Source organism: Streptomyces sp. KR55, from assembly GCF_052245645.1.
Lineage (GTDB): Bacteria > Actinomycetota > Actinomycetes > Streptomycetales > Streptomycetaceae > Streptomyces > Streptomyces flavusporus.
Map to the genome: position 1 here is coordinate 1 of NZ_JBQQCE010000255.1, position 13652 is coordinate 13652.

Below are 13652 nucleotides of genomic sequence, written 5' to 3' on the forward strand. Positions count from 1 at the left end.
ACACCGAGCACCCCCGGCAGCGCCCTCAGCCGCTCCGCCTCCACCCGGGACGGGTCGGCCAGACTCAGGCGGAGCCGGGTCATGCAGTGGGCGACGGACGTGACGTTCGCAGGGCCGCCGACCAGGGGCAGGAGCGCGGCGGCTACTTCGGCTGGGTCTTTGCGCATGCCCCGAGGGTGCTGCTCAGCGGGCCGCCGCCTCGAGTGCCGCGCGCAGATGGCCGCCGGACTCCTCCAGAAGGCGGGCGGCCGTCCCCCCGTCGACGCCGCCGGCGATCGTCAGGATGGCCGCCTTCACCTCGCCGTCGGTCGCGGCGAGGGCGCGTTCGATCTCGTCGTCGGGTGCGCCGGTGGCCAGGGCGACGATCCGGCGGGAGCGGGCGCGCAGCTTCTCGTTCGAGGCGCGTACGTCGACCATGAGGTTCCCGTACGTCTTGCCCAGGCGGATCATCGTGATCGTCGAGAGCATGTTGAGCACCAGCTTCTGTGCCGTGCCCGCCTTCAGCCGGGTCGATCCGGTGAGCAGCTCGGGGCCCACGACGACCTCGATGCCGTGGTCCGCTGCGGCCGCGAGCGCGCTGTGCGCGTTGCAGGCCAGGCCGATGGTGAGGGCGCCGCGTGCACGGGCGTGTTCGACGGCACCGATCGCGTACGGGGTGCGGCCGGAGGCGGAGATGCCGACCACCGTGTCGTCCGGCGTGAGGTGCAGGGCGTCCAGGTCCTGCCGGGCCAGCTCGGCGGAGTCCTCGGCGCCCTCGACGGAGGTGACCATCGCCGTGGGACCACCCGCGATCAGGCCCACGACCTGCGCCGGGGCCGTGTTGAAGGTGGGCGGGCACTCGGAGGCGTCGAGCACGCCGAGGCGGCCCGCGGTACCGGCGCCGGCATAGACGAGGCGGCCGCCGCGGGACATGCGGGCGGCGATGCCGTCGATCGCGGCGGCGATCTGCGGCAAACGCCGGGTCACGGCGCCGGGGACGGTGGCGTCCTCGGCGTTCATCAGCGTCGCGATCTCAAGGGTGGGCAGCCGGTCGATTTCGGCGAGATCGGGGCGGAAGGCTTCGGTGGTGAGTGTCTCCAACTCGGCTCGGAGGTCACGGGGATCGGATGTGGAGGTCATGAGGGAGCGGCTCTTTCCAGGATGCGGTGTGGTGACGTCCTTCAGGGGCGCGGGGCTGTGACATATTGCGGCTCCGCCGCGTGGGCGCGACCAGCCACAGACGGCCTGCAGAGAGACACGGCATGGAGCCCTACGGCCCTACCGCGCCCCACTCCGATGCCGATGAGCCAACGCCTCATACGAAGCGGCCAGCGCCGGCCCCGCCGATTCGTACGTCCGCTGCGCCACCCCCACGAACAGACAGTCCACCACCAGCAACTGACTCGTCCGCGACGACATCGCAGCCGGCCGCAGCTCGCTCTCCCGGGCCGTGGACGTGGTCAGGACGTGGTCGGCGTACTGCGTGACCGACGAGTCCGGGCGCCCGGTTATCGCGACGGTGGTCGCCCCGTGCTCGAAGGCGACGCGCAACGGCTCGATGACGTCACCCGTCGAGCCCGAGTGGGTGATGGCGATGGCGACATCCCCCGCCCGCAGCTGCACGGCGTTGGTGACAGCGAGGTGCGGGTCGCTGTGCGCGTGGGCTATGAGACCTATGCGCAGCAGCTTCTGCGTGAGGTCCTGCGCGACCAGACCGGACGCGCCGACGCCGTACACGTCGGCCCGGCGGGCGCCGGCCAGGGCGGTGACGGCGGCGCCGAGCTGGGCGATGTCGAGGCCGGCCGCGGTGTCGGCGAGGGTCTGCTGTTCGTCGTAGGCGAGTTTGGCCACGACGTCGGCGATCGGGTCGTCGACCGCGATGTCGGTCGTTATGGCGGGCGCCCGGCCGGACTGCTGCTGGGCGGCCAGACCGGCGAGGGCGAGACGCAGGTCGCGGTAGCCGGGGTAGCCGAGCAGGCGGGCGGTGCGGACGACGGTCGCCTCGCTCGTGCCGGTGAGTTCGGCGAGACCGGTGACGGTGAGGGCCGCGCAGCCGGCCGGGTCGTTCGCGACGGCCTCGGCGACCCGCTGCATGGAACGCGTCATCGACGGGGCGAGCGTGCGCACCTTGGCGGCGAGGGCGGCGGGCGCGGGAGGCGTCCCGAAAGTTTCCTTCACGTTACTGGTCACACATGAAAGATATTTTCGGCTCGGTGTTGCGGTCAAGAGTGCGCACAATGGGGACATGGACCCCATCAGCCCTCTTGAGCAGGCGTTGCACGCGGCCCGCGCCCTGGTGCTCGCCGACCTCGTCGCGAACCAGGTCGCCGAGGCGGACGTCGTGTCGCTGGTCGAGGAGTCCGTCGCGCAGCGGCGCTGGTGGGTGGAGCAGTGGCCGGAGGGCGCCGCGTATGTGGCCGGGCTGGTCGCCCAGGACGTGCAGGACGCGCTGCTGGAGCGGTACGGGCGCTGGCCGCTGTGCCCGGTGTGCGGCTCCGGGGATCCTCATGCGCTGGACGTCGAACCGGAGCTCGGGCCCGACCCGCACTGGGTGTGCCACAAGGCGGGCGTGAAGGTCGCCGCGGTCGGCCTGCTGGGGTCCTGCGGGGGCGGGGCGCCGTCCTCGTGACGGTCTATATAGATCCGCCGGCCTGGCCGGGCCACGGGCGCATGTGGTCGCATCTGATCAGCGATGTCTCGTACGACGAACTCCACAAGTTCGCCGAGGAGTTGGGCGCGCCCCGGCGGGCCTTCGAGCGGGACCACTACGACATCCCCTCCCACCGGTACGCGGAGGCGGTGCGTGCCGGGGCGGTGGAGGTCAGCAGCCGAGAGGTGGTGCGGCTGCTGCAGGGTGCCGGGTTGCGCAGGCGGAAGCGGCCGGATCAGGGCCGCAGTTCGTAGACGGAAAAGGCTGAATCAGGGGAGCAGTTCGTAGGCGAACTGCTCCCCGTCCTCGCTGACCCGCAGGAACCCGGCCCGCTCGACGACCCGCTGCGACGGCACGTTGTCCTGGTCGACCGTCGCGAACAGCGACCGTACGTCCTCCCGCGCCAGCGCCCACGCGGCCAGCGCCCGCAGCGCGTCGGTGGCGTAGCCGTGGCCGCGGGCGGACTCGGCGAGGTCGTAGCCGACCTCGGTGCGGCCGTCCTCGTCGGGGGCGCCGTGGAAGCCCATGCCGCCGACCGCCCGGCCGTCCTCCTGCCGTACGAGCACGAACAGCCCGAACTCCGGGCGGTGCACCCCCGCCTCGTACGCCTTCTCGGTCATCCCGGCGGCCTCCCGCGTGCCCTCGAACGGGCCGCCCTCGACCCACTCGAACCCGCCGTCGCCGCCTGCGGCGAGGTCGGCGGCGGCGAGCGGCGTGACGCCTTCCAGCGTGAGGCGCCCGGCGGGGATGACCAGGTTGTTGTTCCAGCGCCACTCGGTGACCGGGGCGCGGCCGGGCAGTTCGCCGCGGCCGGTGGCCCACAGCAGGGTGCGCCGGGCGTCGGGGCCGGGCCGGACGTGCGGGAAGATCGTGCCGAGCGCGAACTCGGCGAGCTCGGCGGGGGGTTCGTACGTCAGCCCCAGCCCCTCGGCGATGTCGTAGGTGTGCAGCACCACCTCGGTGACGCCCATCGCGGCGAAGCCGTCGCGGCCCGCGCTGCGGAAGGGGTACGGGTGGAAGGCGCGCGCCTCGCGGGGCGCGGTGCGGACGGCCGCGGTGAGCAGCGCGCCGGTTGTCTCGACGACCTGGAGCAGTTCCTCGTTGCTCGTGCCGTTCTCGATGCTGATCCTGAACGGGGAGTAAGCCCCCTGCACCCGCCCCGCCAGTTGCCCCGCGTACGCGAGCAGACAGCTCGCGACATGCTCGGCCGTCCTGCGACAACTCCACGTCAGCGAGCCCGCGTCGACGCTCTCCCAGTCCCGCTCGGTCGCCGTCCGCAGCACCGCGACGGCGCCCGCGACGGCTTCCCGCACCCGTTCCCCACCCATGTCTGTCATGCACCGCAGGCTAGAGGCCGGCACCCGCTCAGGACGACAGAATTTCCAGCTCCGAGGTGATGTTGTAGCGGGCCGTCGCCTCCCAGTGCTCCGCACCGTACGGGGTACGGAACAGCCGCGGCAGGGCGAGGAGTTCGCGGAGGACGGCGGCGCGGCCGGCCCGGAAGGCGTCGGAGGGTACGAAGCCGTACTCCTCGCGGACGGCGGCGGTGTAGACGGCGTACGACGACGGGGGCGAGGCGAGGATCGCCAGGTCGGCGTCGCACAGGACCTGGCCGTTGCGGTCGTCGTCGGCCGGGGCGTGGCCCGCGGTGAGCCGGACCAGCCGGGCGACCTCGGCCGCCTTCGCCTCGGACACCCCGGCCTCGGGCAGCGCCCGCTCCGCGAGCCGGGCCGACCGCTCCTCGTTCTCGGAGCGGTCGGGAAGATAGACCGCGTCATGGAACCAGGCGGCCAGCCGGACGACGTCCGGATCGTCCGCGTACTTCTCCAGCACGTCGATGTGATCCAGCACGGCGGTGAGATGCGCGAGCGTGTGGTACCGGCGCTGCGGCTCCTGCCAGCGGGCGAGGAGGTTGTCGGCGTAGGGGGCGGGATCGGGGCCACCCCCGGGGCCGCGGGCTCCTTCCAGTGCATGGGTGAAGCGGGCGCGGAGGGCGTCGAGATCGGCCATGCGTTCATTCTCTCGCCGCGGGTCCCTGGGCCCCTAGCGTGGAGCCCATGACTAATGACGTGCACGAGGTACGCGACCCCGAACTGCCCGGGCGGCTGCTGGCCGTCGAGCGTGATGCGCTGATTCCGCTGCTGCGGGTGCGGGCCGAGGAGGACTTCGCACTGCCGACCGCCGCGTGTCCGGGGTGGACGGTGCGGGATGTGCTGGCGCACTGCTCCGCCGCGCTGATGCGGGTGGTGGAGCGCCGTTTCGAGGAGGGCGTGTTCTCGCCCGAGTCCAACGACCGGGACATCGCCGAGCGGGCCGACTGGACGAACGCGCAGGTCGTCGACGAGTTGGAGCGCGGGATGACCGAGGCGGGGCCGGCCATCGCCAAGGCGGGCGGGGCGCTGGACGGGGTCGCGCTGGGGGAATGGGTCCACGCCGGTGACGTGCGCGAGGCGCTCGGGGAGGCGGGGGCGTACGAGGGGGAGGGGCTGCCGTACGCGCTCGACCTGCTCGCCTGGATCACCCGGAACCGGGGGCATGTGCCGTTGCACGCCGACCTCGACGACGTGGATGAGCCGCTGCGGTTCGGTGAGGTGAGCGGGGAGCGGACGCCGGCGCGGTACATCGGGGGCGCGGCGACGCTCGTACGGCTGTATGCGGGTCGGCCGGTGGACGGGGCCGCGTTCGAGCTGGCGGGGGTGCGGGCGGCGGAGCTGAACATTTTCGGTGACTGACCCGGTGCAGCCAACGCGGCCGACAGGCCGCCGATGCGGTGGCCAGGGGTGCAGGGCCGGCTCGGGGCGTAGTCTTAGATTGGACTAGACCTGTAGCCGACGAATGGGGTCCCATGAGCAAGCGTGCAGTCCTGGAGGTGATCGCCCTCGACGTCGAGGACGCGGTCGCCGCCCAGGCCGGAGGCGCGGACCGCCTCGAACTGGTCACCGACATGGCGGCTGACGGGCTCACGCCGCCGAGCGGGACCGTCGCCGCGATCCGGGCCGCCGTCGATATTCCGCTGCGGGTGATGCTGCGGCTCGAGGACGGGTTCGTGGCCGGGGATGTCGGGCGGCTGGTCGATGCCGCGCTTCGGATGCGGGAGGTCGGGGCGGAGGAGTTCGTGCTCGGGTTCCTCGATGCGCAGGGTGGGGTGGATCTGGATGCCGTGGAGCGGGTGGTCGGGGTTCTGGGCGGGTGCCGGTGGACTTTCCACCGGGCGATCGACCGGGCCGCCGACCGGGACGCGCTGCGTAAGCAGCTCGGGGACCTCCCGGGACTGGACGCCTACCTGACGGCCGGGTCGGCCGGCGGTGTCGACGACGGCCTTCCCACGCTGCTCGCCGAGGCGCGGCGCTGCGGAGAGCCTGGGTACGAGCAGCAGCTCCTGATCGGCGGCGGGCTGCGGCTGGACCACGTGCCGACCCTGCTGGACGCCGGGATCGACGCCTTTCACATCGGCGGGGCGGCTCGGCCGGCGGGCTGGGACGGGCCGGTCTCGGCGGAGGCCGTCGCCGAGTGGCGGCGGGTGCTGGACGGGGTGTGACGGAACCGGCGTGGGGCTGGGCGGGGGTGGGTGGCGCAGCCCGGCGCTGACGGGGTGCCGCCCGCGCCCACCCGTGCCGCCCTGGGCGGCACGAATGCCCGCGGCCTGACGGGGGTGGCGGGTGTCGTCCGCGCACACCCCTGCCGCCCTATGCGGCACGACTGCCCGCGGCTTAGCGGGCAGCGTCGCCGAGTTGTGGTGGTAGTGGGGCCGCGTGGGTCACCGTCAGGCCCGATACCGCTCGGGTCAGGGCCACGTACAGGCGGCGTAGGCCGGTGCGTTCGTCCGGTTCTCCGTCGACCACGGCTTGGGGCTCGTCGAGGACCACGTAGTCGTACTCCAGGCCCTTGGCCAGTGACGCCGGGACCAGGGTGAGGCGGGTCTCCCGGGTCGTCTCCTCGCCGGGGCCCAGGTGGCCGAGGCCGGCCGTCGTCAGGGCGTCCGCGAGGGCCGGTACGCGGGCGTCGGCGGCGATCAGGCCGATCGAGCCCTCGTTGCGCAGCGCCTGCGTGCACGCGGCGACCACGTCCGCATCGCCGGTGACCGGCCGTACCTCGAACGACCCGGGGTTCTCGCGGACCGACGCCACCGGGGTCAGCCCCGGTGCGATGTGGGGCAGGAGCCGTGAGGCGTAGGTGATGACGTCCGTCGGGACGCGGAAGCCGGCCGTCAGTTCCTCGATCACCGCGTCCGGCTTGCCGAGGTGGGTGAGGGCCTCGTCCCAACTCCTCGTCGCCCATGGCGTGGTGCCCTGCGCGAGGTCGCCGAGGACGGTCGCGGAGCCGGTGGTGCAGCGCCGGCCGACCGCCCGGTACTGCATGGGGGAGAGGTCCTGCGCCTCGTCGAGGACGACATGGCCGAGGGAGGGCGTGCGGTCGACGAGGTCCGTCGCCTCGTCGATCAGCACGGCGTCCGCCGGCGACCATTTCGCGGACTTCACCGACCGCACCGGCCTCGCCCACAGGATCGTCTTCTGCTCCTCTTCGGTGAGGATCCCGTCAGCATGGACGGCGAGGAAGTCGATGTCGGTCAGCAGCCGCAGCACCAGCTTCGCCGGGTCGACGGGCGGCCAGATCGCCTTGACGGCCGCCTTCACCGCGGCGTTGCGGGCCACCGCGTCCTGCACCCGGTCGTCCGGCGCCTCACCCGACCGTTCCATCTGCACCAGCACGGCGTGCGCGATCCGCTGCGGCAGCGCCTCGCGGGCGGCGCCGTAGCGAATGCCACGGTCCAGCAACTCCCGTGCGATGTCCTCGAGTTCGTACGCAGGGACCCGCCAGCGCCGGGAGCCGCGCACGACGACGACCGGCTCGGTCGGCAGCGTGACGTGCGCGTAGAGGGCGTTGCGGAGGACCTCGGCCATCCGGGCGTCACCCTTGACGATCGCGGCCGCCGCGTCGTCCGTGCCGCGCACCTCCACATGGGCCACCAGGTCGTCGACCGTGGCCTGGCGGACCGTCAGCTCACCCAGCGCGGGCAGCACCTGCTCGATGTAGTGCAGGAAGGACCGGTTCGGCCCGATGACGAGGGTGCCGGTGCGGGCGAGCCGCTCCCGGTGGGCGTAGAGGAGGTACGCGACCCGGTGCAGGCCGACCGCGGTCTTCCCCGTGCCCGGACCACCCTGTACGCAGACGGTCCCGGAGAGTCCCGACCGTACGATCTCGTCCTGCTCGGGCTGGATGGTCGCCACGATGTCCCGCATCGGGCCGACACGCGGGCGCTCGATCTCCTGCTGGAGCAGCCTGCTGGCCTTGGCCGCCTCGGCGGGGTCGGACAGGTGCTCGTCCTCGTAGGCCGTGAGTTCGCCGCCGGTGTAGCCGAAGCGGCGGCGCAGGCCGATGTCCATCGGGTCCTTCTTGGACGCCCGGTAGAACGGCTGTGACACCGGCGCACGCCAGTCGATCACCATCGGGTCGCCGTCGGCGTCGTGCACATGCCGACGCCCGATGTAGAAGCGCTCCCCCTCCGCGCCCTCCGCCTGCTCCGCACCCGGTGCGTGCAGATAGTCGAGCCGGCCGAAGAACAGTGGTGTGTCGCTGAGATCGGCGAGGGCCTTGATCCGCTCGCCGATCTGGTGTTCCAGGATCCGGGCGTTGACCCAGTTCGCGGTGACGTCACTGATGTCGAGCGACTCGACGTCCTCCCGCATGGCGCGCAGCGCGGCACGAGAGGCGGAGAGATGGGCGCGCTCGCGGGAGAGGGGATCGTCGGCGGGCGTGGACAAGGGGGGTGCCTCCGTCAGGGACCTGCATGAGTGTGGGTCGATCGATGCCGTCCGGTTTCCGGCCGGACGACGGCACTCCGCTGGGGAGGCGGGCAAGAGCGGAGATTCTAGGCAATCGGGGGAGCGCGACGCCAACGAATTTTCCGGCACCCATTCCAGCCTTCTCCCTTACCCCTAGGGGGTGCCTCATCCCCCTTCAGGGGAGGGGGTCCCACCGGAGAGCTACGCGGAGGCGGTCGCGGTTCGGCCCCGAGACCGATTCCGTTCTCGGGTGCGGAAATCCACCATGGAGACATGAGTGCAGCAACCATCACCCCAGCTCCGGCCCGGCCGTCCGGCGCCACCGCCCTCGTCGGCAGCCACCGGCACCGGCTCGGGGAGGCCCTGCGCGCCGTGCGGGTGTTCGCGGGTGCCGCGTTCGACGTCATCATCCTCGGTGAGTACGGCGAGGAGGCGGGCGTACGCCGGAAGTGACCGACTAGGGTCACCGCGTGACCCGCCGATCACACTCCGCAACTCCCTTCCTCCTCCTGGCCGTTTCCCTGGGGGCCTTCGTCGCCCTGTGCGCCGTACAGCGCTCACCGATGGCGGACGCCCTGGTCTACCGGGCCCAGGGTGAGGCGGTCCTGCGCGGCAGCGATCTGTACGGCTTCAGGGTCACCGAGTGGCAGCTTCCCGCCACTTACCCGCCCTTCGCGGCGCTCCTGTTCGTCCCGACGGCCTGGATTCCGGTCACGGCCCTCAAGGCGGCGTTCCTCGCAGCCAACGCCCTGCTCGTCGCCTGCCTCGTCCATCTCTCCGCCCGGCTGGCAGGGCTGCCCCTGCGCCTTCCGGCCCTGTGCGTGGGCACGGCCCTGGCACTCTGGCTCGAACCGGTCTTCCAGACGCTCCTCTTCGGCCAGATCAACCTGCTGCTCGCCTGCCTGGTCCTGTGGGACCTCACCCGCCCGCCAGGCGCCCCCGGCAAGGGCGTGGCCGTGGGCATCGCGGCCGGGATCAAGCTCACCCCGGCCGTCTTCATCGCGTATCTCTTCCTCACCCGCCGCACCCGCGAGGCGCTCACCGCGACCGCCGCCCTCGCCGCCACCGTCCTGCTCGGCGTCCTCGCCCTTCCGTCCGCCGGCGCGGACTTCTGGCTCCACCGCCTCTACTAGACGGGCCGCGTGGGCAAGCCCTGGATCGTCGACAACCAGTCCCTGCAGGGCCTGCTCGCCCGCACGCTCGGCGACCCGTCACCGGGCCCGGCGTGGATGCTCCCGGCGCTGCTGCTGGCCGCCGCCGGGCTGTGGCTCGCGTGCCGGGCCGGTGACGACCGGAGGGGCATCGTCGTCACGGCCGTCACCGCGCTGCTCGTGTCCCCGATCAGCTGGTCCCACCACTGGGTGTGGTGTGTGCCGCTGATCGCCGTGCTCCTGGCCGAGGGCCGCACCCGCCTGGCGGCGCTCACAGCCCTGCTCTTCACGGCCCGCACGATGTGGCTGCTGCCCCACCAGGGCGACCTGGACCTCCGACTCCCGTGGTGGCAACAGCCGTTGGCCTCGCCCTACCCGCTGCTGGGGCTGGCCGTGCTCGCGTCAGCCCTCCTCCGGCAGCAGGAGCACCTCGCGCCCGCCGCGGTGCGACACGTGCCGCTCAGCTCTCCGCGAGGATCTCGTCCGCGTCCACGATCCGGTACGCATACCCCTGCTCCGCCAGGAACCGCTGGCGGTGGGCGGCGAAGTCCTGGTCGATCGTGTCCCGGGCCACGACCGAGTAGAAGTGCGCCTGGTGCCCGTCGGCCTTCGGGCGCAGGACGCGGCCCAGGCGCTGCGCCTCCTCCTGGCGCGAGCCGAAGGTGCCCGACACCTGGATGGCGACCGTGGCCTCCGGCAGGTCGATGGAGAAGTTGGCGACCTTGGACACCACCAGCACGCTGATCTCGCCCTGCCGGAACGCGTCGAACAGCTTCTCCCGCTGGGCGTTGGACGTCTCGCCCTTGATCACCGGGGCACCCAGATGTTCCCCCAGCTCGTCCAGCTGGTCGATGTACTGCCCGATGACGAGGATCTGCTGCCCGGCGAACCGGCGGACGATCGCCTCCGTCACCTTGCGCTTGGTGTCCGTCGTCGCACAGAAGCGGTACTTCTCCTCCGTCTCGGCGGTGGCGTACGCCAGCCGCTCGGCGTCCGTGAGGTTGACGCGGACCTCGACGCAGTCCGCGGGCGCGATGTAGCCCTGCGCCTCGATCTCCTTCCACGGCGCGTCGAACCGCTTGGGCCCGATCAGCGAGAACACGTCCGACTCGCGCCCGTCCTCCCGCACCAGCGTCGCCGTCAGGCCCAGCCGCCGCCGCGCCTGGAGGTCCGCCGTGAACTTGAAGACCGGCGCCGGCAGCAGGTGCACCTCGTCGTAGAGGATCAGGCCCCAGTCACGGGAGTCGAACAGCTCCAGGTGCGGGTAGACGCCCTTCCGCCTGGTCGTCAGCACCTGGTACGTGGCGATGGTGACCGGGCGGATCTCCTTCTTCGTGCCGCTGTACTCCCCGATCTCGTCCTCGGTCAGCGAGGTGCGCTTCACCAGCTCGTGCTTCCACTGCCGGGCCGAGACCGTGTTCGTGACGAGGATGAGCGTCGTCGACTTCGCCTGCGCCATCGAGCCCGCGCCCACCAGCGTCTTGCCTGCGCCGCAGGGGAGGACCACCACGCCGGAGCCGCCGTGCCAGAAGTTCTCCACCGCCTGCTTCTGGTAGGGGCGCAGTGCCCAGCCGTCCTCGTGCAGCTCGATCGGGTGGGCCTCGCCGTCGACGTACCCGGCGAGGTCCTCGGCCGGCCAGCCCAGCTTCAGCAGCACCTGCTTGATCTGCCCCCGCTCGGAGGGGTGCACGGCCACGGTGTCGGGGTCGATCCGGGTACCGACGAGCGGTGCGACGCGCTTGGAGCGCAGGACCTCTTCGAGGACCGGTCGGTCGGTGGTGGTCAGCACCAGCCCGTGCGCCGGGTGCTTGCTCAGCGTCAGCCGCCCGTAGCGGTCCATCGTCTCGGCGATGTCCACGAGCAGCGCGTGCGGCACCGGGTAGCGGCTGTACTGCACCAGCGCGTCCACGACCTGCTCCGCGTCGTGCCCGGCCGCGCGCGCGTTCCACAGGCCGAGCGGCGTCACCCGGTAGGTGTGGATGTGCTCGGGCGCCCGCTCCAGCTCCGCGAACGGCGCGATGGCCCGACGGCAGTCGTCGGCACGCTCGTGGTCGACTTCCAGGAGCAGAGTTTTGTCGGACTGGACGATCAGCGGACCATTCACGCGGGCACCCTTTCCGTGCGGCCGGACGGTACGGCCAAACGTCCAGTGTGCCTGATCGATTCCTGATCGGTTCCTGGTCGCGAAGGCGCGCACGTCCCGTCGTACAGGATGTCTATTCATTCCTGGGAGTGGAACGGTTTCACCTGTACGGCTCCGGCTGCGAAGAATGGCCGACCGTGCAGGCCATCACTCGTGACCCGTCCCCGCCCACCACCACCCTCGGCTACGCCCTGTTCGCCACCCGCTGGCTGCAGGCCCCGCTGTACTTCGGCCTCGTGGCCGCGCAGGGGGTGTACGTCTACAAGTTCTTCAACGAACTGTGGGCCTTAATCCTCCGGTGCATCACCGGCCAGGCGACCGAGACCTACGTCATGCTCGCCGTGCTCAAGCTGGTCGACGTCGTCATGATCGCCAACCTGCTGATCATGGTGATCGTCGGCGGCTACGAGACGTTCGTCTCCCGCATCGGCCTCCAGGGCCACCGTGACCAGCCGGAATGGCTCTCGCACGTCAACTCCAACGTGCTGAAGGTGAAGCTGGCCACCGCCATCGTGGGCATCTCCTCGGTCCATCTGCTGCAGATGTTCGTGGATGTGCACCACACCGCCCGGCACTCCCTGCTGTGGGGCACGGTGATCCATATGGCGTTCATCGTGTCGGCGGCGATCCTGGCGTACATGTCGGGCCCGATGGCCGCGCACGCCGAACGAGCCCACCACCGGGACCACCGGGCGGACCCCGAACCCGCGCGGCCCCCGGCGGCGGTGTCGATCCCGGCCCAGGCCGGGCCGCCCCCCGCCGAGACGGGAGCCGAGGAGCGGATCCGGGCCGCCGGTTTCCCGGCCCGGAAGGTGCTGGAGGAGTTCGACGCGGAACACCCCCGGGCCTTCGACCGGGAGGCCGTGGCAAGGCTCGGCAAGCTGGACTTCGTCGCGGCGCACGGCAACGTGGTGTTCGTGGGGCCGCCCGGCACCGGCAAGACGCACCTGGCCGTCGGGCTCGGTGTGCGCGCCTGCCAGGCCGGCCGCCGGGTGCTGTTCGACACGGCCGCCGGCTGGGCCGCGCGGTTGGCCGGGGCGCAGGCGGCGGGCCGGCTCGCCGAGGAGCTCACCGCCCTCGACGACTGCCCGCTGCTGATCGTCGACGAGGTCGGGTACGTCCCCTTCGACGCGGACACCTCCCGCCTCTTCTTCCAGCTGGTCGCCCACCGCTACGAACGGGGGTCGCTGATCGTGACCAGCGACCGCCCGCTCGAGAGGTGGGACGAGGTGTTCGGCGGTCCGGCCGCCCCGGCGATGGCGGACCGGCTGGCCCACCACGCCGAGATCGTGCGGCTCGACGGGGACAGCTACCGGATGCGGCGGGCTACTTCGGAGTGGGCAGGGTGAGGTTGTTGACCAGCGGTTGAGCGAAGATGTGCCCGTCGACGTTGGCGAGGAGGGGCTCGCCACCGGCCCCGGCGACGGGGAGCGGCAGCGGCGCGGCCGGGGCCGCCGAGGCCTCGGGCGCGAGCGCGGCGACGAGGGCGGCGGCGGTCAGCAGGGCGGCGGCCAGGGCGGCGACGGCGGAGTGGGCGCTGATGGGGAGCTTGGAACGCATGGGACGCCCGGGCCTTTCACATGAGGTCGAGGGGAGGGCCGGACCCGGGGGTGCCGGGACCGGCCCGATGGGGCGCGCCGGGCGCGTCAGACGGGCGGCGTCTCGATGACCAGGCCGGCGACATCGATGCCGACGGCCGCGGCCTGGGTGGTGAAGGCGCCGAGCATCATGGCCGTGGCGGCCAGAACGGCGGCGAAACGACGGGCAGCACGCATGGGTGGGATTTCCTTTCAGCTGCGTTCGCCCGAGCCCCCTGCCGGCGGTTCGGGCTTGATCAGGACATCCGGTGGCTGCCCGGCGACCCGCAGCGGAATGCGCCGCGACCTGCAAGCTCCCTCATGGGTGGGAAGTGTCCGGCGTGGCGTGCATGAATTCGGGACTACGCC

Annotated in this window: 15 protein-coding genes and 1 pseudogene; 7 read left to right on the forward strand and 9 right to left on the reverse strand. The window is 72.0% G+C overall.

Annotated elements, in window-relative coordinates; translation table 11 throughout:
- The 3 genes from ACTWQJ_RS31000 to ACTWQJ_RS31010 form a co-directional block, all read right to left on the reverse strand.
- On the reverse strand, positions 1 to 167 hold a 167-nt coding region (locus tag ACTWQJ_RS31000; protein WP_443309844.1), incomplete at its 3' end, for a PTS glucose/sucrose transporter subunit IIB.
- A 16-nt stretch (positions 168 to 183) separates the two neighbouring features.
- Complete coding sequence (gene murQ, locus ACTWQJ_RS31005) at positions 184 to 1119, reverse strand: N-acetylmuramic acid 6-phosphate etherase (protein WP_443309833.1); 936 nt, start codon at positions 1117 to 1119, stop codon at positions 184 to 186.
- 138 nt (positions 1120 to 1257) lie between these two features.
- Positions 1258 to 2169: a MurR/RpiR family transcriptional regulator gene (locus ACTWQJ_RS31010; protein WP_443309834.1), complete on the reverse strand. Its 912-nt coding sequence runs from the start codon at positions 2167 to 2169 to the stop codon at positions 1258 to 1260.
- A 55-nt stretch (positions 2170 to 2224) separates the two neighbouring features.
- On the opposite strand from ACTWQJ_RS31010, the gene ACTWQJ_RS31015 reads away from it, so the two are divergent.
- Together ACTWQJ_RS31015 and ACTWQJ_RS31020 are read left to right on the forward strand one after the other, a co-directional pair.
- Positions 2225 to 2608, forward strand: a complete 384-nt coding sequence (locus ACTWQJ_RS31015) for a hypothetical protein (RefSeq protein ID WP_129798473.1) — start codon at positions 2225 to 2227, stop codon at positions 2606 to 2608.
- Positions 2605 to 2883 (forward strand): DUF4031 domain-containing protein, encoded by a 279-nt coding sequence (locus ACTWQJ_RS31020; RefSeq protein ID WP_443309835.1) that lies wholly within the window; start codon positions 2605 to 2607, stop codon positions 2881 to 2883. The genes ACTWQJ_RS31015 and ACTWQJ_RS31020 overlap by 4 nt, the downstream gene beginning before the upstream one ends.
- 15 nt (positions 2884 to 2898) lie before the next feature.
- Here the strand turns inward: ACTWQJ_RS31020 and ACTWQJ_RS31025 are convergent, their stop codons facing one another.
- Entirely contained in the window at positions 2899 to 3966 is a 1068-nt protein-coding gene (locus ACTWQJ_RS31025; RefSeq protein WP_443309836.1) for a GNAT family N-acetyltransferase, read from the reverse strand.
- A gap of 28 nt (positions 3967 to 3994) precedes the next feature.
- Positions 3995 to 4639, reverse strand: a complete 645-nt coding sequence (locus ACTWQJ_RS31030; RefSeq protein ID WP_443309837.1) for an HD domain-containing protein — start codon at positions 4637 to 4639, stop codon at positions 3995 to 3997.
- Between the two features lie 47 nt (positions 4640 to 4686).
- Between ACTWQJ_RS31030 and ACTWQJ_RS31035 the strand changes: the two genes are divergently transcribed.
- Both ACTWQJ_RS31035 and ACTWQJ_RS31040 read left to right on the forward strand, forming a co-directional pair.
- Positions 4687 to 5361, forward strand: coding sequence for a maleylpyruvate isomerase family mycothiol-dependent enzyme (locus ACTWQJ_RS31035; RefSeq protein ID WP_443309838.1), 675 nt, complete (start codon positions 4687 to 4689; stop codon positions 5359 to 5361).
- Between the two features lie 113 nt (positions 5362 to 5474).
- Positions 5475 to 6167, forward strand: coding sequence for a copper homeostasis protein CutC (locus ACTWQJ_RS31040; RefSeq protein ID WP_443309839.1), 693 nt, complete (start codon positions 5475 to 5477; stop codon positions 6165 to 6167).
- A gap of 172 nt (positions 6168 to 6339) precedes the next feature.
- Here the strand turns inward: ACTWQJ_RS31040 and ACTWQJ_RS31045 are convergent, their stop codons facing one another.
- Positions 6340 to 8391, reverse strand: a complete 2052-nt coding sequence (locus tag ACTWQJ_RS31045; protein WP_443309840.1) for a HelD family protein — start codon at positions 8389 to 8391, stop codon at positions 6340 to 6342.
- 294 nt (positions 8392 to 8685) lie between these two features.
- Here ACTWQJ_RS31045 and ACTWQJ_RS31050 point away from each other — a divergent pair, with 294 nt between their 5' ends.
- Positions 8686 to 8865, forward strand: a complete 180-nt coding sequence (locus tag ACTWQJ_RS31050; protein ID WP_443309841.1) for a hypothetical protein — start codon at positions 8686 to 8688, stop codon at positions 8863 to 8865.
- Positions 8866 to 8975: 110 nt separating this feature from the next.
- Positions 8976 to 10055, forward strand: a pseudogene (locus ACTWQJ_RS31055) (glycosyltransferase 87 family protein); the annotation flags it as partial.
- Here ACTWQJ_RS31055 and ACTWQJ_RS31060 read toward each other — a convergent pair.
- The gene (locus tag ACTWQJ_RS31060) at positions 10024 to 11667 is read right to left on the reverse strand and encodes a DNA repair helicase XPB (RefSeq protein WP_443309842.1); all 1644 of its coding nucleotides are present in this window, start codon (positions 11665 to 11667) and stop codon (positions 10024 to 10026) included. The pseudogene ACTWQJ_RS31055 and the gene ACTWQJ_RS31060 sit on opposite strands and share 32 nt — an antisense overlap.
- 176 nt (positions 11668 to 11843) lie before the next feature.
- Between ACTWQJ_RS31060 and istB the strand changes: the two genes are divergently transcribed.
- Complete coding sequence (gene istB / locus ACTWQJ_RS31065; protein WP_443309845.1) at positions 11844 to 13055, forward strand: IS21-like element helper ATPase IstB; 1212 nt, start codon at positions 11844 to 11846, stop codon at positions 13053 to 13055.
- On the opposite strand, the gene ACTWQJ_RS31070 is transcribed toward istB, so the two are convergent.
- The gene (locus tag ACTWQJ_RS31070) at positions 13033 to 13266 is read right to left on the reverse strand and encodes a hypothetical protein (RefSeq protein ID WP_443309843.1); all 234 of its coding nucleotides are present in this window, start codon (positions 13264 to 13266) and stop codon (positions 13033 to 13035) included. The two genes, istB and ACTWQJ_RS31070, sit on opposite strands and share 23 nt — an antisense overlap.
- A gap of 86 nt (positions 13267 to 13352) precedes the next feature.
- Positions 13353 to 13481 carry a hypothetical protein gene (locus tag ACTWQJ_RS31075; protein ID WP_263494553.1) on the reverse strand — a complete coding sequence of 43 codons (129 nt, stop codon included), beginning with the start codon at positions 13479 to 13481 and terminating at the stop codon, positions 13353 to 13355.
- Between the last annotated feature and the right edge of the window lie 171 nt (positions 13482 to 13652).

Bases quoted from the DNA above. Each gene is read 5' to 3' on its own strand.
- ACTWQJ_RS31015 (WP_129798473.1), top strand. From the start codon at position 2,225: ATGGACCCCATCAGCCCTCTTGAGCAGGCGTTGCACGCGGCCCGCGCC.
- ACTWQJ_RS31070 (WP_443309843.1), bottom strand. From the start codon at position 13,266: ATGCGTTCCAAGCTCCCCATCAGCGCCCACTCCGCCGTCGCCGCCCTG.
- ACTWQJ_RS31075 (WP_263494553.1), bottom strand. From the start codon at position 13,481: ATGCGTGCTGCCCGTCGTTTCGCCGCCGTTCTGGCCGCCACGGCCATG.
- ACTWQJ_RS31025 (WP_443309836.1), bottom strand. From the start codon at position 3,966: ATGACAGACATGGGTGGGGAACGGGTGCGGGAAGCCGTCGCGGGCGCC.
- ACTWQJ_RS31035 (WP_443309838.1), top strand. From the start codon at position 4,687: ATGACTAATGACGTGCACGAGGTACGCGACCCCGAACTGCCCGGGCGG.
- murQ (WP_443309833.1), bottom strand. From the start codon at position 1,119: ATGACCTCCACATCCGATCCCCGTGACCTCCGAGCCGAGTTGGAGACA.
- ACTWQJ_RS31050 (WP_443309841.1), top strand. From the start codon at position 8,686: ATGAGTGCAGCAACCATCACCCCAGCTCCGGCCCGGCCGTCCGGCGCC.
- ACTWQJ_RS31040 (WP_443309839.1), top strand. From the start codon at position 5,475: ATGAGCAAGCGTGCAGTCCTGGAGGTGATCGCCCTCGACGTCGAGGAC.
- ACTWQJ_RS31030 (WP_443309837.1), bottom strand. From the start codon at position 4,639: ATGGCCGATCTCGACGCCCTCCGCGCCCGCTTCACCCATGCACTGGAA.